Raw genomic sequence first — 19,693 nt, 5'->3', positions numbered from 1 at the left:
CAACAAAAGTAATGAATAAAACCAGACTAAAAACTTTTTTTTTAAATTTTACAATTTTAATAGGAGTATTTCTAATTGATAGAGTGTCTAAGTTTTATATCTTAAAGTTAGCGGAAGTGGAAGGCTCAGTAGACATATATGTTACACCTTATTTAAATTTATTTTTAATTTGGAATAAAGGAATAGCTTTTGGTTTGCTTTCTGTGAATGAAAGTATGATGTATAATATAATTACACTCGTGATTTGTCTTATTGTTATAGTTATTTTATTTATGATGTGGAAAAATGATAATATTAAAACTTATTTTTTAGCTTTAGTTGCGGGAGGGGCACTAGGTAATCTTTATGATCGAATAGTTCATACGGCAGTCCCAGATTTTATTGATCTTCATTTCAATGGGTTTCATTGGTTTGTTTTTAATGTGGCCGACATATTTATTACCATTGGTATTTTTTGCCTTATTTTAGTAGAACTTTTCTATAATAATAAAAATATAAATGAATAAAATTAAGCCAGTAATAGTTATTTTTTTAACATTATTGTTTTTAAATGCTTGTAGTGCTATTTCTGGAGGAATTGGAGCTAGCAAAAAAAAAGGAAGTGATGAATTTTTAGTAGAAAAAAAAGCTCCCTTGGTTTTACCACCTAGTTTTGGAGAGTTGCCAGAGCCTAGAAAAAAAATAGATGAAAATATAGCATCAACTAAAGAAAATACCTTAAGCATTAAAGATATAATTGATCAAAGCTCTTCTATAGATTCAGATATAGATAAAAATAAATCGAATAATTCAAAAGAAAAATTAATTATTAAAAAAATTATAGAACAATAATGATACTTAAAAATTTTTTAAATATAAAGAATAATAAAATAATAAAAAAAGATTTTCTAAATTTATTAAAAGATCAGCCTCAACTTTTTGAAACATTAAAGCCTACTTACAGATATAGTTATTCTAAAAAAAAAATCTCTAAGTATAAAAAATTTTCCAATATAAGAGTAATTGGAATGGGAGGTTCAATTTTGGGGACTGAAGCAATTTATAATTTTTTAAAAAAAAAAATTAAAAAAAAACTAACTTTTGTGAATAATCTAAATAGCAATGCAGACTATTTTCAAGATAAAAATATTAATTTAAATTTAATTATATCTAAATCTGGAAATACCATAGAGACAATAGCAAATGCAAACACGCTAATAAAGAATAGGGATAGTAATATTGTAATTACAGAAGATAAGGATAGCTATTTAACCAATTTAGCAAACAAGCTTAAAGCAGAAATCTTTGAGCACCAAAATTATGTAGGTGGAAGGTATTCAGTCTTATCTGAAGTGGGAATGCTACCTGCAGAATTGATGAATTTAAATGAAGGTAAATTCAAACAATTTAATAATCTTATTAAAAATAAAACATTTGTAAATAATCTTGTTAATAATGTAGCGGCAACTTTAAATTTAATCAAAGATAGTAAATATAATTCTATAATTCTAAATTATGATGAGCAGTCAGAAAATTTATTTAAGTGGTATCAACAATTAATAGCAGAAAGTTTGGGTAAAAAATCTAAAGGACTTTTGCCGATTGTGTCATCTATGCCAAAAGATAATCATAGTTTAATGCAACTATATTTAGATGGTCCTAAAAAAAGTTTTTATACTTTTTTTAATGTTTTGGAAAATAAGGTAATAAAAATAAACAATCACAATATTCTCAATAGTCATAAATACATGAGAAATCAGTCGATAGAAAAAATTAAACAATCTCAAATGTTGGCTACTGAAAAAGTTTTTACATCAAAAAAGATACCCTTTAGAAGCTTTAGAGTTTTAAAGCGAGATGAGAAATCACTAGGTGAACTATTTTGTTTTTTTATTTTAGAGACAGTTTTACTTGGTAGAGCCTTAAATGTTAATCCTTTTGATCAACCTTCAGTCGAATTAATAAAAAAAGAAACAAAATTTTTTTTAGCCTAAAGTTTTGCCAAAAATAATTTTTGAAATACCGTAATTTTTTTCTATTATAATATTAAATTCATTAGGAAATATATCTTCTTCTTTTTTGTGTCTGTGAATTATTATAATACCGTTATCTTTTAGTAATTCTAATTTGATGATTGTATCTAATAGATCTACTAATTTTTTTTCTTTGAAGGGTGGGTCCATAAAAATTATATCAAATTTATTATTCAATGCTTTCAATGTATTTTCTGCAAAAATATCTTTTTCTATGATGATTGAAGAGTTCTGCTGTTTTAGGTTGTCTATATTTTTTTTTAGAACAGTTAATACTTCTTTATAACTTTCTAAAAATGTAACTCTTCTAGCTCCTCTTGATAAGCATTCAAGCCCAAAAGATCCTATACCTGAAAATAAATCAAGAACATTTGAGTTTTCAAGATCTATATTCAATAATTTGGAATGCTTGATTATATTAAAAATAGATTCCTTAGTTAAGTCTTTAAGAGGTCTTGTTGATTTATCGTTAGGAGGTAGAATTTTTTTACCTTTGTAGTTCCCTGAAATTATTCTCATTCATCTATAACCTTATATCCAATATCTTTTCTAAAAAATCCACCACTCCAATTGAGCTTGCTAATGTGATTAAAGATTTTATCTCTACTTTCTTTGAAGTTAGAAGACAAGCTAACAAAGTTAATTACTCTTCCACCATTTGAATAAATCTTATTTTCAATTTTTTTAGTTCCTGCGTGATAAATAAAATCACCTTTAGCTAAATCAAGCTTTTCAGTATTTTCAATTAGTATATTATTGTTATATTTATCAGGGTAACCTTTTGAACAAAGAACAATGCATAAACTTTTTTTGTTATACCATTCTATTTTTAAGTTTTTTAATTTTTCATTACAACATGCCTCTATAATTTCTAGTAAATCTGTTTTTAATTTTGGCAAAATTGTCTGACATTCTGGATCTCCCATTCTCACATTGTATTCGATTAAAAATGGTTCATCCTTCACTATCATTAAGCCTGCGTATAAAAAGCCCTTATAATTAGATCCCATCTTCTTCAGCGCTTTGATAGTGGGTTCTATTATTTTGTTTAATATTTTTTTTTCAAGGACTTGATTTATTAATCGCGATGGAGAATAAGCCCCCATACCTCCTGTGTTATCCCCTTTGTCTCCTTCCAAAACTCTTTTATGGTCCTGTGCAGTTTCAAAGTTTTTAATTTCTTTCCCATCACTAATTATAAAATAGCTCATTTCTTCACCAATAAGAAATTCTTCTATTAATACATTCTTAGCTATTCCAAATTTTCCGTTAAAAATTTCTTTTATAGCGGTATTTGCACTATCTTTATTCTCACAAATATAAACACCTTTCCCAGATGCAAGACCATCTGCCTTAACAACTAATGGAAACTGAGTTTTATCTAAAAAAACAACTGCTTCGTTGCAGTTTTCAAATATTCCAAAATTAGCAGTAGGAATTTTATAAATCTCACAAATTTTTTTGGTAAATATCTTAGAACCCTCAAGTTGAGAAGCAATTTTATCAGGACCGAAAACATTTATTTCTGTATCTTTAAAAAAATCCACTATACCATCCACCAGTGGTTTTTCAGGTCCCACTATTAGTAAACTTATTTTATTAGATATTAAAAATTCTTTAATTTTATTAAAATCAGAAATATCTATTGCAATATTTTCAGCAATTTCTGATGTGCCTGCATTGCCAGGAAAACAGTATATCTTTTCAATTTTTGAAGACTTTTTAATTGATTCGCATATAGCATGTTCTCTTCCGCCACTTCCAATTATTCCAACTTTCATATAGATGTATATAAACTAAAAATGAATAAAAAATTAGCAAAATTAAAATATTTACCAAATAATTTTGAAATTATTGAAAATGGTGATCATGTTGTTTGTGCGGTATCTGGAAAATTGATTAGTTTAGAAATTCTTAATTATTGGAATGTGGAGCTTCAAGAGCCTTACTATTCTTATATAGAAGCTCATAAAAAAAAGGAGAGCAATTAAGTATTTACTTCCATCTATTGTGAGACCATATCCACTGCCCAGGATTTTTTAGAATCATTTTTTCCAACCAAATATTCAGATCTCTAGTAATTTTTTCAATTGGGGTATTTCTTTTAAATTCTATAGGTTTTTCAATTTTAATATTGAAATTTATATTATTGTGTCTTTCAATATAAATTGGCACCACCTTACAATTAAATTTTTTTATAAATTGTGCTGGAATAGTTGTTGTAAATGCGTCTTCATCAAAAAATTTAGATTTTATTCCTTCTGAAACTCTCTGGTCTATCATCAAGGCTATTGAATAGCCTTTCTTATATAACCTTAATAATTCTCTAACTCCACTTGTTCCTTTTTTAATTTGTTTTTTACAAATATATTTTTTTCTAATTTTTTCCATTAATACATTTAAAAAAATATTATTCAAAGGACGATATATTGCTGACAAATTTACACCAGATTTTTCAATTTCCATTGCCATTAATTCAAAGTTACTGAAATGACCAGATACGAAAATTACTGGGTTTTTTTCAAGTTTTATTTTTTCAAGGATTTCAGTTCCCACTATATTAATATTAGATTTAAACTTATTATTTCTAAAATCTTTAAGGAACATATATTCAGACAATGTTCTTCCGTAATTATTCCACATATTTTTTGTAATATCATTCATTTCTAATGAATTAATTTTAGGAATAGCTCTTTGGATGTTTGACTCAATGATTTTTCTAGATCTAAAGATAGGACCAAAAGATTCAGATAATTTTCCACCAATATAAGATGAAATTTTTAATCCTAAGATTTTATAAATAGAAAAAAGAAATGATATGATTAAAAATTCAAAAAAATATTTAATTTTTTTCATTTAATTCAATGAGTTTTTTTACAAGGCTTTTTTCATCTGATATTTCAAGACTAGATTTGACATAAAAAATTTTATTTTTGTTAAAATTGTCTAACCTTAAATAATCTTTTTCTGTTGTTATAATTTTTGCATTATATTTTTCTGCATTATACATTATTTCAATAAAATCTTTTTTTGAATATTGATAGTGATCTGGGTACTCTAAATCTTTAACAATTTTCAATTTATTATTTTGCAACATATCTATAAAGGTTTTATGATTTCCAATGCCTGAAAAGGCTAGATAATTTTGATTTTTATCAAATTCATCTATATTTAATAGGGCATATTTCCCACGATTAATGTTTATATTAGGATTAATTTTTTTAATTTTATCTCTAATTTCTTCTAAGTTTTCATTATTCCCATTTAAAAAAATATTTTCATAAAATTTTAGGTTATTGATACCCTCTCTTAACGGACCTGAGGGTATTGTTAATCCATTACCAATCCAGTTTAGATTATTAAAACAAACAATTTCCATATCATATTTAATAGAACTGTCTTGTAGCCCATCATCAAAGATGGCAACCTCAAAACCTTTTGATATTGCCTCATCCAGTGCGGTAATTCTTTTTAAAGCACAAAACAAAGTGCCATTTTTACTAAGCAATTTTTGTTCATCAATTTGATCTGTATATAATTTCTTAATAAAACAGGCTTTAATATTATTTTTATCTAAAATTTCTTTTATTTTGATGGCTAGAGATGTCTTTCCAGTTCCACCAATATAGATGTTGCCAATACAAATAGTTTTAATTTTGGGATTAGGTAGCTTAGGTTTTGATTTTATCTTAATGATTAAACTTAGAACAACCGAAAAAGGTAACAGTAGATAAGAATAAAGGGATGATTTTTTGAGGTCCCAGAATTTAGGTTTTTTTAATTTCATTATTTAATAAACTGTTTATCTCATCTTTAGTTTCATTGAGTATTTTTTTTCCCATTTTTTCAATTTTTAAATAACTCTTCTTGTTGTTAGGTTTAGTGATTAATTTGTCTAATAAATTGGTTAAGCTATTTACACCATTAACCTTATGAGCAATTTTCAGTTTATCAAGCAATCTGTATGTATCCTTAAAATTATCTATATTTGGTCCATATAAAATAGCTGAGCCAAAGTTAGTTGGTTCAAGTGGGTTTTGACCTCCTCTTCTAGAAAGTGATTTTCCCATAAAAACTATACTAGAGGCTTGGTAAAATTTTTTTGTTTCTCCATATGTATCCACCAAATATATATCTATGTTGTCTAATTTTTTTGGTTTTGTGCTGTGTAAAACAACATTCAAATTTAAATTTTTAATTTCATCAACTATTTTATTAACACGTTGAATATGCCTTGGTATTAATATGGTTAATAAATTTTTATATTTTTTTTTTAGTTTTATGTGAGTATTAGCGCATATAGTTTCTTCACCAGGATGCGTGCTAGAAGCACACCAGATTTTTCTAAGATTTAAATTTTTTAATAGTGCCTTATCTAATTTGGAGGATTTATTTTGTTTATTATTAACAAACTTAAGGTTTCCTATGTTTTTAATCTTTGAGACATTTAATCTTTTAAGGTAATTAAAAGTTTCTTCATTTTGAGGATAGGCATTTGAAATATTTTTAAAAATTGAATTTGAAAAGCTTTTTATACGAAACCATTTTTTAAAAGTTTTTTTAGTAATTCTTGCATTTAGAAGTTTTAGTGGAATATTTTTTTTGTTAAGAATTTTAAAGATGCTGGGCCAAATTTCTGATTCAACAAATATTGCAATAGTAGGTTTCCAATAATTTAAAAATTTATAAGAAAAAAATATTGAATCTATTGGAAAAAATTGATGAATTGTTTTTTTAAATTTAAATTTTTTGAATATTTGAGCAGAACTTAAAGTAGATGTGGTTATTAGAATTTGATTTATAGATTTATTTTTTTCAAGTTCATGAACTAATGGCAAGATACTTAAAAGCTCACCAACACTTGAACCGTGAAACCAAAGTAAATTTCCTTTAACACGTTTTTTTGATGGAGAGCAAAATTTTTCTTTATATCTTTCACTATCTTCTTTTTTTTTTAAAATTCTAAAAAATATTATTAATGGAGAAAATATTAACAATATAGTTATAAATATTTGGTATAAAAAAAACATTATTCTTTTCGAATTTGTTTTTTATAAAAATTTTTATAAAGATCTGAATTATTTAATAGCTCATCATGCTTGCCATTAGCAACCACATTTCCAGCATCAATAATATAAATCTGATCAGAATTTAAAATTGTTGAAAGTCTGTGAGCAATTACAATGGTAGTCCTATCTTTAGTTAATATTTTTAATGCATCTTGAATTTTGCTTTCCGTTTCAGCATCCAATGATGAAGTTGCTTCATCTAATAGGATTATTGGACTTTTTTTAATCATAGCTCTTGCTATTGACAGCCTTTGCTTTTCTCCACCTGATAATCTAATTCCATTTTCGCCTATAACAGTTTCATACTTATTAGGTAATTTATCTATAAATTCATGTGAGTAAGAAAATTTAGCTGCAGCAATTATTTCTTCATCTGAAACATCAGTTTTTGCATAGCTGATATTATTTTTTATTGTGTCATCAAATAAAGTTGTGTCCTGACTCACAAGTGAAATCTTATCTCTTAGAGATTTAATTTTCATTTTGTATATTGATTGCTCATCAATAAAAATATCTCCAGACTGTGCATCATAAAACCTAGGTATTAAATTTAAAATTGTTGATTTTCCAGAGCCACTATGCCCAACTAAAGATGTCATTTTACCTCCGGCTATACTGAGGTTAATTTTTTTTAGAACATCTTTTTCTTCAGAAGAGTATTTAAATCTTAAGTTGCTAAATTTAATAGCTCCATTAGTAATATTTATATCTTTGGAATCTTCATGATCCGTAATTTTATTTTTATTATCAATTATAGGTAAAATTCTATAAGCTGCTGATAACCCTTGATTTAGGGTCATGTTTATTGTTGATAGAGCTCTGACTGGTTGATATGCGAGCATCATTGCTGCAAGGAAAGAAAAAAAATTCCCTATTTCTATCTCACCCCTAAGGGCTAATTTTCCAGAATAGAATATCAAAATTGCAATCATTACTCCCGTTAGAGTTTCCATGATTGGAGACATTCTAACAAAAACTGTATTGATTTTAATGTTTTTATCTTTTAATTGATTCAAATGTTTGTCTGTTCTTTTACTCTCGTAATCTTCTCTTTGAAATATTTTGATTAGTTTATGATTTTTAAATAATTCAATTAAATGTGTGTTTAAAAAGCCGGATTTTTCTTGAGCCTCTGTTACAACCTTCCCAATTCTTTTACCAAGGGTCCTTGATGCGATACCAGCAACAGGTATCATTATTATAGCAATCAATGATAATTTCCAATTTTGATAGAACATTACAAATAGTAAACCAAATAAAGTTAAGCTGTCTTTGAATAAATTTAGCACAGCCGTACTAAGCATATTTGTAATGTGATTTACGTCATATGTAAGATTTGAAATAAATTTTCCAGAATGTTTTTGATCAATTAATTGTGTATCTGCATTAATCAAAGATTTTACCATTTGTGACTGAAGAGTTTTTTTAATTTCTTCAGCCACACCAATCATAATTGCTTTTGCATAATAAAGGGAAAATCCTTTTACAGCAAAAGATATAATTATTAACAAAGGTATTGCAAATATTAATGATTGATCCTTCTCAACAAAAATTTTTTTTATAGCAGGATCTAAAAGCCAAGCGATTGCCGAAGTACTAGTTGCAACAAGCACTCCAAAAAAAACTGAAACTAATATTCTATTAATATATTTTCTTGAATAATCTTTATAAAGCCTTTTATAAATTTTTGAATTATTCATTAAAACCTTCCAATTAAAATATTACAAAAAATTATAAAGCCTGTTAAATTATTACTTTTAAAAACCTTTAAGCATTTCAACGAGTCTTTGGAGTTAAAAAATCTTATCTGATAAAAAAATAAATGAATTATTGTTATTATTAAACTTATATAAAAAAAATAATTAAAGTTCATTATATAGCCTACAATCAAAATAGAAGAAATTAGAAAAACATAGCATATGAATAAAAAGTTTTTTGGTTTATTTTTAAATTTTATTGAAGTTGATTTTACACCTATTATTTCGTCATCTTGGATATCTTGAAACCCGTATATAGTGTCGTATCCTAGTGTCCAAAATATGGCTCCTAGATAAAAGATAATAGGAACTATACTTATTTCACCCACTATTGATGTCCAGCCTAAAATCAAACCATAGTTGAATGTTATCCCCAAAAACAACTGAGGCCAGTGTGTAAATCTTTTCATTAAAGGGTAGGTAAAAGCTAAAGGCATCGAGCCTAGCGCGAGGATAATTGTTAAATTATTAAAATTAATTAAAACCAAAAAAGCAAGTGAACATAAAACAGTTGTATAAAAAATTGCTAATTTTATAGAAACTTTATTAGAGGCTATTGGTCTATTTTTTGTTCTCTCAACTTTTTTATCAAAATCCTTATCAGAGATATCATTTACTATACAGCCTGCGGAGCGCATTAAAACTGATCCAAGGAAAAATAAAGTTAAATAAAAAAAATAATTATTTAAATCATTTGAAAAATCGTAAGCTAATGTTAATCCCCATGCACAAGGCCAAAATAATAACATAAAACCAATTGGCTTTTTCAGTCTTGTTAGTTCAATAAAAAGGTTTAATTGTTTCATCATAATTTACTTGTAAATAACAAAGGCTAGTTTCATAATCAAATTGATTCGTATGAATATAGATTACACAGTCACAGCTCTAATGTTTCCAGCAATACCCTTACTTATGAACATCTATAGTAATAGATTTCATTCACTAAGTAAGCTTATTAGGCAGCTTCATGATGAACATGTGTATGAAAACCACATTCCACCTGAGTGGAAGAAGCAATTTATCAATTTAAATGGAAGAATAGTTTTATTAAAATGGACAATTATGTTTGCTGCATTTGGTCTTTTGTTTAATCTGCTAACTGTTTTTGCTCTTTATTTGAATGAAATTTTTATAGCAAGGATAATTTTTGGTTCTTGCTGCTTGTCAATGATGATTTCAATTGTTGTTTTTTTAAGAGAAATTCAAGTATCAACAAATGCACTTAAGTGGCATATGTCTGACATGGATGTTGATTTAGATTAATTAGGAATAATTACAGCAGGCCCAGTTAACAATCTTGCTTCTAATTCCTCATGTGCTTTCTTTGCATTACTAAGAGAATACTTTTTTGAAATTTCAACTTTAAATTTTCCAGATAAAATTGCATCAAAAACTTTTTCAGCTGATTCAACTAATTCTTTTCTTGTCATTGTGTAATGTGCAATTGAAGGACGAGTAAAAAATAAACCTTTTGCATTAATGTGTTTTTTAACATCTATAGTATCAACGTAACCTGACGCATTACCAAAAGCGACCATCATGCCTCTAACTTTTAATGTTTCAATTGATCCATCAAAAGTTTTAATGCCAACACCATCATAGACAACATCAACTCCATTTTTTCCTGTAATTTTTTCTACTTCTTCAACAAAGTTTGTATCAGTATAATTTATTACATGGTGACATCCATTTTTTTTAGCAATAGCTTCTTTTTCTTTAGAGCCAACGGTTCCAATAACTTCAGCTCCTAATGCGTTAGCCCACTGACATAAAATTTGACCAACACCACCAGCTGCCGCATGGTATAAAACTTTATCACCTTTTTTAATTGGGTAGGCTCTGTGTAATAAATATTCAGCAGTAATTCCTTTAAGCATAATACAAGATGCAATTTCATCTGAAATTCCTTCTGGAACTAAAACTAGTTTTTCTTGAGGAAATAATTGTTTTTCTGAATAACTTCCAATTGGCATTGAAGAGTGAGCCACTCTTTCTCCAATTTTAAATAAATCAACTTCAGAACCAACCTCTTCTATCATTCCACATGCCTCTAAACCAATCCCACTTGGAAGAGGAATAGGGTACAGCCCTGTTCTATGATAAACATCAATATAATTAAGACCAATTGATAGGTTTTTTATAAGAACTTCTTTTGGACCTGGTTTACCAATTTCAATATCTTTAACTTCTAAAACCTCAGGGCCACCAAATTTGTCTATTTTAATAGTTTTCATTATTTTACAAATGTATCATTATGATAATCTTGCACTGCTTGCAAGATCTCTGCTTTAGTATTCATCACAAAAGGACCACCCCTTGCAATAGGTTCACCTATAGGTTTACCAGATATTAATAAAAACTTTGCTTTTGTTAAGCTAGAGACTTTCAGTTTGTCACCTCTAGTTAGAATAATTAAAGTAGAATCTTTAACAGCATCATGATCTTGATGACCAACTTTAATTTCACCTTCAACTAAATATATTAATGAATTGTGAGTTGAGGGGAGATCAAAATTAAATTCTTTTTCTTTTTGTAGCTCTACATCAAAATAAACAGGCTCAAGATTGTGACCTTTAACGGGTCCTTCTGCATCTTGAAACTTTCCAGCAATGACTTTGACAGTTTTATCCTCATCTTTATGAGCGCTCATTTTACCAGCATCAATATAGATATACTCAGGTTTAGTCATTTTCAATTTGGCAGGCATGTTCACCCATAATTGAAAACCATGAAGTTTACCTTCTTTCATTGCGGGCATTTCTGAATGGATTATTCCACTACCAGTTTTCATCCACTGAACATCTCCGGCACTCATTATACCCTTACCACCTGTACTGTCTTTATGTTCAAAATCACCAGCAAGCATATAAGTTACAGTTTCAATTCCTCTGTGGGGGTGAGGAGGGAAGCCTCCGATATAATCATCTTTATTTTCAGAACCAAACTCATCCAGCATTAAAAAAGGATCATGGTAATCAATAAGATGAGTACCAATACTTCTTTTTAATTTAACTCCAGCACCATCTGATGCTGCAATTGGTTTTATTATTTTTTCTATTTCTATCTGTTTCAATTATTTGTTTCCTCTAATTAAAAAATATAAAGCGATTATAAAAAGAAATATTTGCTCACTAGTAAATAGTTTAGTTGTAATGAACCAATCTCTATGAGCTAATGCAAATGCATTTATCATAATAACAGTAATAGCTAAAGCGCTTACTCTTGTTAATAAATTACCAATAGGGCCCTTTATAAATCCACCAATAATTAAAAATAATCCAGCTCCTAATTCAGCGAGAGCAACTAAAGACGCAAGAAAAGGTGAAAAACCAAAATATTTAATTAAAGCTTCAGGAGGCAATGGAAATTTACTTAATCCATGCAAACTAAATGCAATACCCAATCCAAATCTTATTAACCAAGGTGATAAGAATTGTACGTTAGAAAAAAATTTATTAATTTGATCATCTAATTTATTCATACTTTATTTGTTATGTGAGCCATCGCAAAGAGGCTGGTTATTAGTTTGCTTACAAGCACAAAAAAACACTTTTTTTGTTTCTTCTGCTTTATAAGCTAATGGAGTAAATTCTGAACCCTTGTGAGAACCATCACAAAATGGTTGTTTTGTACTTTTTCCACAAGTGCACCAATAATAAGATTTATCTTTTTCAACTTCAACTGCAATTGGTCCGTCACCTGCATTTTGTCCTTTAGTCATTTGTACCCTTTCAATTTGATTGACCTGTATTTAATACTTTGCTATGAATAATGCAATAAGGCAATATAATCATACTAGTATATAAGAACATACCATGAAAAATTTAATAGATTGTCCAGCAGAAAGAGCAGTTTACTTTCTTGGAGGTAAATGGAAAATTAGAATTTTGTTTAGTTTACTACAAAGTAAAAAAATTAGATTTGGTGAGCTTAAAAAAGGATTGAAAACCATCACACAACAAATGTTATCCAAGCAGCTAAAAGAATTAGAAGGAGATGGAATAATTAATAGAAAAGTAATTCAAATAATGCCACCAAAAGTTGAGTATTCACTAACTGAATTTGGCTTTTCGGTCATGCCTATTTTAAGGTCTTTCTCAGAATGGAATAAAAGAAACACTCGAACTATTTCAGTAAAATTAAATAAGAATTTTGAAGAAAATAGAATTAGATAATATTAAGTAACTGTTTTAAATTTTTTACTTGATCTTTAGGTTTATAATCAAGATTATCAAAAATATTATTATTTCTGTTTACCCAAATAGAACTGTAACCGTAATTTCCACCCCCAGACACATCCCAAGTATTAGCACTTAAAAATGCAACCTTTTCTTTTTGTATTTTATATTTATTAATTGGCATGTCATAAACTTTTGAGTCTGGTTTATAAATTCCAACTTCTTCGATTGAAAATATATCATCAAATATATTATCTAGATTATTACTCTTAACTAATTCATTAAGAAGAGAAGGTGTTCCATTAGAAAGAATACCTAATTTATAATTTTTTTGTTTTAGTTTTTTTAAAACATCAGGTACTTCTGGAAAGGGTGAGAGTACTTTGTAAAGGTTTAATAATTCATTTTTCATTGAAGCATCTATCTCAAATGCCTTCATTGATTTATCTAAACTATCTTCTGTCACTTGCCAGAAGTCTTTATGTCTATTCATTAAACTTCTAAGCCAAGTGTATTCTAGTTGAGTAGTTCGCCAATAATTTGCAAAACCTTCCCACTTATCACCAATTTTATCTTTACATTTTTCTGCTGCTGAATTGACATCAAATAAAGTGCCATATGCATCAAAAATTATTGCTTTAATATTTTTCATAAATTAAATTAAAATTAATGAGTAATATTAGATTATTTTTTAAAGAAAGTTTATCACTTAATTTAACTGCTAAACTTGATAAACCACAATCTCACTATGTTACTAAGGTAATGAGAATAAAGATTGGTGAAATTTTCTCTTTATTTAATAGCAGTGGAGAGTGGGAAGCAAAAATTTTAACTTTATCCAAAAGTATAGTTGAATTTAATATTACTAAACAATTAAGACAAAAAGAAAATATAAAAGAATTGTGGTTAGCTTTTTCACCCATCAAATCAAACTACTTTAATTTTATGATTCAAAAAGCAACAGAGCTTGGGGTTACAAAATTTATACCCATTATATTTGATAGAACGATAGTTAGAAAAATTAATAAAGAAAGATTAGAAAAAGTAATCATAGAGGCTGCTGAACAATCTAACCGAATAAATGTACCATCTATTGAAGAACCACAACCTTTAAAAAATTTTTTAAGTAATGAAAAAATGGATCTAATATTTACCGATCTAAACTCTCAAAATAAAAAAATAGATTTAGAAAAATTAACTAGTAATCCATCATGTGTTATAATTGGTCCTGAAGGGGATTTTTCTGAAGATGAAAGAGAGCAGATTCTTGCCTTTAATGGGGTTCAACCAATCAAAATAAACGAAAATATATTAAGATCAGAGACCGCAGTAATTTCAGCCCTATCTATTGTCAGTTATCTAATTAATTGATGTTTTTAAAAAGCTAAAGTGTGATTTTGTCGCAAAATCTAAAGTGTAAATTTTATGAAAGCACTTTATATACTGTTGTAAATGAACAAATTTTTACTTACAATTTTAGCAACTATCTACTCAACAGGTGCATTAGCCGATCAACCTAAAGAATGGCAACTAGGATTTCAAAACCCAGCCTCTGATGGAATGAGAGATATCGTTAGTTTTCATAATAATATTCTACTTCCAATAATTATTGCTATCACTGTCTTTGTTTTATTTCTTATGATTTATACTTGTATAAGATTTAGAGAATCAAAAAATCCAGTTCCATCAAAAACTACTCATAATGTTGCAGTAGAAGTTTTGTGGACATTAATTCCGTGTTTAATTTTAATCGTAATGGCGATCCCATCATTTAAACTTTTATACAAGCAAGATACGATCCCAAAAGTTGATGTAACAATCAAAGCTGTTGGATATCAGTGGTACTGGGGATATGAATATCCCGACGAAAATATTATTTTTGAATCATACATGATCAAAGAAGATGAGTTAAAAGAAAACCAACCAAGATTACTAACCGTTGATAACGAAGTTGTTGTGCCAGTTAATAAGGTGGTTAAGGTTTTAATTACTGCAAACGATGTCTTACACGCTTGGGCATTACCATCTTTTGGAGTTAAAAGAGATGCGGTTCCAGGAAGAATAAATGAAACTTGGTTTAAAGCTGAAAAAGTAGGAACATATTATGGTCAATGCTCTGAGTTATGTGGAATACAACATGCTTTTATGCCGATCACAGTAAGAGTTGTAACAGATGAAGAATATGCAAAATGGTTAGCGGAAGCTAAAATGAAATTTGCTAATGAGCCAATTACAGATAATGAATATAAAAAACTGGCGAGTAAATAAAAATGTACACACAAACAGCATCACACGACGATCATCACACGCCAACAGGTTGGAGACGTTGGGCTTACTCAACTAACCACAAAGATATTGGTACAATGTATTTAATTTTTGCAATTTTTGCAGGAATTATTGGTACAGCTTTTTCAGTATTAATGAGAATTGAATTAATGCACCCTGGTGATGGAATTTTGGGGGGTAACTATCATTTGTACAATGTGTTGGTTACTGGTCATGGATTAATAATGATTTTCTTCATGGTAATGCCAGCAATGATTGGTGGTTTTGGTAATTGGTTTGTGCCAATTATGATTGGTGCACCTGATATGGCCTTTCCTAGAATGAATAATATTTCATTTTGGTTATTACCAGCTTCATTTATTTTACTATTACTTTCGATATTTGTAGATGGCCCTCCAGGTCAACAAGGAGTAGGAGGAGGTTGGACTTTATATCCACCTCTATCCTCTAAAGCTGGACAACCTGGTCCTGCAATGGATTTTGCTATTTTAAGTTTACACTTAGCAGGAGCTTCTTCAATTTTAGGAGCAGTTAACTTTATTACAACAATTTTGAATATGAGAACACCAGGTATGACCTTGCATAAAATGCCTTTATTTGCTTGGTCAATTTTAGTTACAGCATTTCTATTGCTGTTATCATTACCCGTTTTAGCTGGTGCAATTACAATGCTTTTAACAGATAGAAATTTTGGTACTGCATTTTTTGATGCTCAAACTGGAGGAGACCCAGTTTTATACCAACATTTATTTTGGTTCTTTGGTCACCCAGAGGTTTATATTTTAATTTTACCTGGCTTTGGAATGATAAGTCATATTGTTTCAACTTTTTCTAAAAAACCTGTATTTGGATATTTAGGAATGGCTTATGCCATGGTTTCAATTGGGGTTGTTGGCTTTGTTGTTTGGGCACACCATATGTACACAGTTGGTTTAAGCACTGATACTAAAGCATATTTTATAGCTCCAACAATGATCATTGCAGTTCCAACAGGAATTAAAATATTTTCATGGATTGCAACAATGTGGGGTGGATCAATTTCTTTTAAAACACCAATGATGTGGGCATTAGGTTTTATATTTTTATTTACAGTAGGTGGTGTAACAGGTGTTGTACTTGCAAATGCTGGGGTTGATACTGCAATGCACGATACTTATTATGTAGTTGCTCATTTTCATTATGTTTTATCTTTAGGAGCGGTGTTTGCAATTTTTGCAGGATTTTATTATTGGTTTGGTAAAATGTCTGGCTATGAATATTCTGAAACTTTAGGACAAATACATTTTTGGTTAACATTCATTGGTGTTAACTTAGTATTTTTCCCTCAACACTTTTTAGGTTTAGCTGGTATGCCAAGAAGGTATGCCGATTATCCAGATGCATTTGCTGGATGGAACTACGTATCATCAGTTGGTTCATACATAGCAGTTGGTGGTTTATTAGTATTTTTTGTTAACTTAATTTATTCTTTTTCTAGGAAAAAAGCTGAGCCCAAAATCCTTGGGGAGAAGGTGCTACCACTTTAGAATGGACTATACCATCGCCACCAAATTTCCATACTTTTGATGAGTTACCGAAGTTTGTGGATGATCAAGATACTGAAAAATCTAATACTCATTAAACTTTAAGAAAAGTATTTTTAACAGATAAGATATTATTATGATGATACCAAATAAAAAAACTAAAAAAAAAAATATCTTTACTGCATTAGGAATAATAGTCTTCATGATATTTCTATTTTTTTTTACTCTCTATAATGTGGGAGTTTTTGATAGACAATTATGATCCAAAAAAAAACACTTACTCCTATAATTTTAGCTGGAATCTTTTTTATTATGTTGGGCCTTTCATTTGCTGCGGTACCTTTATATGATATTTTCTGTAGAGCGACTGGATTTGGTGGAACCACGCAAATATCAAAAGAAGCACCAGATATAGTTTTGGATCAAACAGTAAGTGTTCGTTTTGATACAAATGTAAACAAACTGCCTTGGAATTTTAAAGTAAAAAAAAATGTTATGGATGTGAACATAGGTCAGGTGAATCGAATTGAATTTGAAGTAGAGAATTATGGCGATGAAACAACCTATGGTGTGGCTGCTTTTAATGTATCTCCCTCTTCTTTTGGTAAGTATTACAGTAAATTAGGCTGTTTTTGCTTTGAAAAGCAAGCGTTGAAGGCAGGCGAAAAAGCAACATATATAATGACTTTTTATTTAGATCCAGAAATGGTAAACGACCCAAATACTAAAAATATTAAAGATGTAACTATGTCCTATACTTTCTTTTCATCAGATTACTATAACCAATCAGAACTATAAAAATGTCAGCAGAAAAAAAACATGATTATCATTTAGTAGATCCAAGCCCTTGGCCTATTTATGTATCATTTTCCAGCTTATTTTTAGCAATAGGGACTGTCTATTATTTACATAGTGAAGTTTCTTGGGGAATGTATTTAGGTTTTGCTCTTTTATTTTATGGAGTATACATGTGGTTTAGAGATATAATCGTAGAGTCGGTTGATCATAACCATCATACACCTGTTGTTAAAATTCACCTTAGATATGGAATGACTCTATTTATCGCTTCCGAAGTGATGTTTTTTGTTGCTTGGTTTTGGGCTTATTTTAATGCAAGTTTATTTCCTTCAGAATTAATTGGAAGTGTGTGGCCTCCAAAAGACATAGTAACTTTTGACCCATGGGATATTCCACTTATCAACACATTAATTCTACTATTATCAGGAACTACAGTTACCTGGGCACATCATGCCTTAGAAGAAGGTGATAGAGAAAGTTTTGTGCAAGGTTTGGCAATGACAGTTGTTTTAGGTTTTAGCTTTTCTTTATTGCAGATTTATGAATACCATCATGCAAGTTTTGATTTTGCAGGAAATATATATGGTGCTGTGTTTTATATGGCAACAGGTTTTCATGGGTTCCACGTCGTCGTAGGAACTATATTTTTAGCTGTATGTTGGTGGAGAGGCAAGAATGGTCATTATAAAAAAGATGAGTTTTTCGGCTTTGAGGCTGCTGCGTGGTACTGGCATTTTGTTGATGTAGTATGGCTATTCCTATTTGCTTCAATCTATATTTGGGGAAGTTAATAGTTAACCTTGAGAAATAAACTTTTATTTTCAATTTTTGTATTCTTTTTTATATCTATATTTATAGCATTAGGTAGCTGGCAACTAGTAAGATTAGATTGGAAAAATGAATTATTAAATAAAATTGATGTTTCTTTGAAGAAAGAACCTGTTGATTTAATGACCAATGTTCCTGAGGACTATCTAAAAATCAAAACTTCAGGGGTTATAGATTTTGATAAACAAATTTATTTATATAGTTTAAACGAAAAAGGTGCACCAGGATTTAATGTTGTTAATCCAATTATAATTAATAATAAAAACTTTTTATTAAATAGAGGATGGATACCTTTTGATAAAAAAAATACTAAAGAAATTGATATTTTTGATCATAAAACTATTTTAGGAACGTTAAGAAAACAATCTAAGGCTAACAGGTTTAAGCCTGTTAATGATATTAACGATAATTACTGGTTTACCTTAGATAGGGATGATATTTTTCAATACACAAATAAAAAATTTTCACCATTTGTAATTTACTTAAATAATAATTTAAAATTACCAAAACCAAAAATTATTACTGTAAATATTTCAAATAGCCACAAAAAGTATGCTATTACTTGGTTTTCTTTAGCACTGTCAATTTTTTTATTTTATTTATATGTGAGGAAAAATACATATTAATTTTTACAAGCTTACAAATAACTCTTAATTATTTTAAAAATATTTTCCAAATTTTCATGATGACTAATTCGATCAATATACTTTCCTTTATCTAATAAAAGTATTGAAGAACTATGATTGATTAAATAACTACCGTCTTCATTAAAAATTTTTTCACTTAAAACACCCCATGATTTTGAAAGCAAAAATACTTTTTGTGGATCTCCAGTTATTCCATAAATCTTACTTTTAAATGAATTCAAATAATCCTTAATTATTTCAGGATTGTCTCTTTCAGGATCAATACTTACAAAAAAAACTTTCAAATTTTTTTTCTTATTATCATCTAATTTTTTGATAACCTGATCTAGATTAGATAATGTCATTGGACATATATCGGGACAATTTGTAAAACCAAAAAAAATTGCAGTTAACGGTCCTTGAAAAGATTTTTCTGTTACGGGCTCATTATTTACATCTGTTAAAGTAAATGCAGAACCGGCATATGAAGCAACAACATTTTCTTTCTTTTCTTGTATCGATAATACAATAGGCAGCATAATAAATAAAAAAATTAACAAACAGCCACCCAGTATAGTTATTGACGTCTTTAATTTCATATTTTATGAATTAATAT

The 19,693-nt window shown here is 28.6% G+C and carries 24 protein-coding genes and 1 pseudogene; 12 read left to right on the top strand and 13 right to left on the bottom strand.

Annotation, left to right across the window (positions count from 1 at the left end):
* Positions 1 to 11: 11 nt before the first annotated feature.
* From lspA to ABXT58_RS06060, 3 genes are read left to right on the top strand one after another with little or no spacing between them, the layout of a single operon-like run.
* Entirely contained in the window at positions 12 to 506 is a 495-nt protein-coding gene (gene lspA / locus ABXT58_RS06070) for a signal peptidase II (RefSeq protein ID WP_415303770.1), read from the top strand.
* Positions 499 to 831 (top strand): DUF3035 domain-containing protein, encoded by a 333-nt coding sequence (locus ABXT58_RS06065; RefSeq protein WP_415303769.1) that lies wholly within the window; start codon positions 499 to 501, stop codon positions 829 to 831. The genes lspA and ABXT58_RS06065 overlap by 8 nt, the downstream gene beginning before the upstream one ends.
* Positions 831 to 1,973: a glucose-6-phosphate isomerase gene (locus tag ABXT58_RS06060; RefSeq protein ID WP_415303768.1), complete on the top strand. Its 1,143-nt coding sequence runs from the start codon at positions 831 to 833 to the stop codon at positions 1,971 to 1,973. Before ABXT58_RS06065 ends, ABXT58_RS06060 begins: the two co-directional genes overlap by 1 nt.
* Here ABXT58_RS06060 and rsmD read toward each other — a convergent pair.
* Positions 1,965 to 2,531, bottom strand: a complete 567-nt coding sequence (gene rsmD, locus ABXT58_RS06055) for a 16S rRNA (guanine(966)-N(2))-methyltransferase RsmD (protein ID WP_415303767.1) — start codon at positions 2,529 to 2,531, stop codon at positions 1,965 to 1,967. The genes ABXT58_RS06060 and rsmD overlap by 9 nt on opposite strands.
* Complete coding sequence (gene purD / locus ABXT58_RS06050; RefSeq protein WP_415303766.1) at positions 2,528 to 3,793, bottom strand: phosphoribosylamine--glycine ligase; 1,266 nt, start codon at positions 3,791 to 3,793, stop codon at positions 2,528 to 2,530. Before purD ends, rsmD begins: the two co-directional genes overlap by 4 nt.
* 21 nt (positions 3,794 to 3,814) lie before the next feature.
* Here purD and ABXT58_RS06045 point away from each other — a divergent pair, with 21 nt between their 5' ends.
* Positions 3,815 to 4,003, top strand: coding sequence for a DUF2093 domain-containing protein (locus tag ABXT58_RS06045; RefSeq protein ID WP_415303765.1), 189 nt, complete (start codon positions 3,815 to 3,817; stop codon positions 4,001 to 4,003).
* A gap of 4 nt (positions 4,004 to 4,007) precedes the next feature.
* Here ABXT58_RS06045 and ABXT58_RS06040 read toward each other — a convergent pair whose 3' ends face one another.
* The 5 genes from ABXT58_RS06040 to ubiA are packed head-to-tail and all read right to left on the bottom strand — an operon-like array spanning position 4,008 to position 9,644.
* Complete coding sequence (locus ABXT58_RS06040) at positions 4,008 to 4,868, bottom strand: lysophospholipid acyltransferase family protein (protein ID WP_415303764.1); 861 nt, start codon at positions 4,866 to 4,868, stop codon at positions 4,008 to 4,010.
* Complete coding sequence (gene lpxK, locus ABXT58_RS06035) at positions 4,855 to 5,799, bottom strand: tetraacyldisaccharide 4'-kinase (RefSeq protein WP_415303763.1); 945 nt, start codon at positions 5,797 to 5,799, stop codon at positions 4,855 to 4,857. Before lpxK ends, ABXT58_RS06040 begins: the two co-directional genes overlap by 14 nt.
* On the bottom strand, positions 5,780 to 7,042 hold the full coding sequence (locus ABXT58_RS06030; RefSeq protein WP_415303762.1) for a 3-deoxy-D-manno-octulosonic acid transferase: 1,263 nt from the start codon (positions 7,040 to 7,042) through the stop codon (positions 5,780 to 5,782). The genes lpxK and ABXT58_RS06030 overlap by 20 nt, the downstream gene beginning before the upstream one ends.
* A complete protein-coding gene (locus ABXT58_RS06025; protein WP_415303761.1) occupies positions 7,042 to 8,781 on the bottom strand; it encodes an ABC transporter ATP-binding protein in 1,740 nt (579 codons plus the stop codon). Before ABXT58_RS06025 ends, ABXT58_RS06030 begins: the two co-directional genes overlap by 1 nt.
* Positions 8,781 to 9,644 carry a 4-hydroxybenzoate octaprenyltransferase gene (gene ubiA, locus ABXT58_RS06020; RefSeq protein WP_415304928.1) on the bottom strand — a complete coding sequence of 288 codons (864 nt, stop codon included), beginning with the start codon at positions 9,642 to 9,644 and terminating at the stop codon, positions 8,781 to 8,783. The genes ABXT58_RS06025 and ubiA overlap by 1 nt, the downstream gene beginning before the upstream one ends.
* A gap of 52 nt (positions 9,645 to 9,696) precedes the next feature.
* Between ubiA and ABXT58_RS06015 the strand changes: the two genes are divergently transcribed.
* A complete protein-coding gene (locus ABXT58_RS06015; protein ID WP_415303760.1) occupies positions 9,697 to 10,101 on the top strand; it encodes a DUF2721 domain-containing protein in 405 nt (134 codons plus the stop codon).
* Here the strand turns inward: ABXT58_RS06015 and ABXT58_RS06010 are convergent.
* Genes ABXT58_RS06010 through ABXT58_RS05995 form a run of 4 tightly spaced genes read right to left on the bottom strand, consistent with a single transcriptional unit; the run spans position 10,098 to position 12,559 of the window.
* Positions 10,098 to 11,072 (bottom strand): quinone oxidoreductase family protein, encoded by a 975-nt coding sequence (locus tag ABXT58_RS06010; RefSeq protein ID WP_415303759.1) that lies wholly within the window; start codon positions 11,070 to 11,072, stop codon positions 10,098 to 10,100. The two genes, ABXT58_RS06015 and ABXT58_RS06010, sit on opposite strands and share 4 nt — an antisense overlap.
* Positions 11,072 to 11,911, bottom strand: coding sequence for a pirin family protein (locus tag ABXT58_RS06005; RefSeq protein WP_415303758.1), 840 nt, complete (start codon positions 11,909 to 11,911; stop codon positions 11,072 to 11,074). Before ABXT58_RS06005 ends, ABXT58_RS06010 begins: the two co-directional genes overlap by 1 nt.
* On the bottom strand, positions 11,912 to 12,319 hold the full coding sequence (locus ABXT58_RS06000; protein WP_415303757.1) for a DoxX family protein: 408 nt from the start codon (positions 12,317 to 12,319) through the stop codon (positions 11,912 to 11,914).
* Between the two features lie 3 nt (positions 12,320 to 12,322).
* Entirely contained in the window at positions 12,323 to 12,559 is a 237-nt protein-coding gene (locus tag ABXT58_RS05995; protein ID WP_415303756.1) for a CDGSH iron-sulfur domain-containing protein, read from the bottom strand.
* Between the two features lie 94 nt (positions 12,560 to 12,653).
* On the opposite strand from ABXT58_RS05995, the gene ABXT58_RS05990 reads away from it, so the two are divergent.
* A complete protein-coding gene (locus ABXT58_RS05990; protein ID WP_415303755.1) occupies positions 12,654 to 13,013 on the top strand; it encodes a winged helix-turn-helix transcriptional regulator in 360 nt (119 codons plus the stop codon).
* On the opposite strand, the gene ABXT58_RS05985 is transcribed toward ABXT58_RS05990, so the two are convergent.
* Entirely contained in the window at positions 13,006 to 13,668 is a 663-nt protein-coding gene (locus ABXT58_RS05985) for a haloacid dehalogenase type II (RefSeq protein ID WP_415303754.1), read from the bottom strand. The two genes, ABXT58_RS05990 and ABXT58_RS05985, sit on opposite strands and share 8 nt — an antisense overlap.
* A 17-nt stretch (positions 13,669 to 13,685) precedes the next feature.
* On the opposite strand from ABXT58_RS05985, the gene ABXT58_RS05980 reads away from it, so the two are divergent.
* The 6 genes and pseudogenes from ABXT58_RS05980 to ABXT58_RS05955 all read left to right on the top strand — a co-directional run bounded on the left by ABXT58_RS05980 (position 13,686) and on the right by ABXT58_RS05955 (position 19,077).
* Complete coding sequence (locus tag ABXT58_RS05980; protein ID WP_415303753.1) at positions 13,686 to 14,387, top strand: RsmE family RNA methyltransferase; 702 nt, start codon at positions 13,686 to 13,688, stop codon at positions 14,385 to 14,387.
* A gap of 81 nt (positions 14,388 to 14,468) precedes the next feature.
* Positions 14,469 to 15,284 (top strand): cytochrome c oxidase subunit II, encoded by an 816-nt coding sequence (gene coxB, locus ABXT58_RS05975; RefSeq protein ID WP_415303752.1) that lies wholly within the window; start codon positions 14,469 to 14,471, stop codon positions 15,282 to 15,284.
* Between the two features lie 2 nt (positions 15,285 to 15,286).
* Positions 15,287 to 16,923: pseudogene (gene ctaD / locus ABXT58_RS05970) on the top strand (cytochrome c oxidase subunit I).
* A 163-nt stretch (positions 16,924 to 17,086) separates the two neighbouring features.
* Positions 17,087 to 17,623 (top strand): cytochrome c oxidase assembly protein, encoded by a 537-nt coding sequence (locus ABXT58_RS05965; RefSeq protein WP_415304926.1) that lies wholly within the window; start codon positions 17,087 to 17,089, stop codon positions 17,621 to 17,623.
* A gap of 2 nt (positions 17,624 to 17,625) precedes the next feature.
* The gene (locus ABXT58_RS05960) at positions 17,626 to 18,414 is read left to right on the top strand and encodes a cytochrome c oxidase subunit 3 (RefSeq protein WP_415303751.1); all 789 of its coding nucleotides are present in this window, start codon (positions 17,626 to 17,628) and stop codon (positions 18,412 to 18,414) included.
* 9 nt (positions 18,415 to 18,423) lie between these two features.
* Positions 18,424 to 19,077, top strand: coding sequence for an SURF1 family protein (locus ABXT58_RS05955; RefSeq protein ID WP_415303750.1), 654 nt, complete (start codon positions 18,424 to 18,426; stop codon positions 19,075 to 19,077).
* An 11-nt stretch (positions 19,078 to 19,088) separates the two neighbouring features.
* Here the strand turns inward: ABXT58_RS05955 and ABXT58_RS05950 are convergent, their stop codons facing one another.
* Positions 19,089 to 19,616, bottom strand: a complete 528-nt coding sequence (locus tag ABXT58_RS05950; protein ID WP_415303749.1) for an SCO family protein — start codon at positions 19,614 to 19,616, stop codon at positions 19,089 to 19,091.
* Positions 19,617 to 19,693 lie beyond the last annotated feature (77 nt).

The sequence above is a fragment of the Candidatus Pelagibacter sp. Uisw_090 genome, assembly GCF_047717845.1.
Taxonomy (GTDB): Bacteria; Pseudomonadota; Alphaproteobacteria; order Pelagibacterales; family Pelagibacteraceae; genus Pelagibacter.
This window is presented reverse-complemented; position numbering and strand designations above follow the sequence as displayed.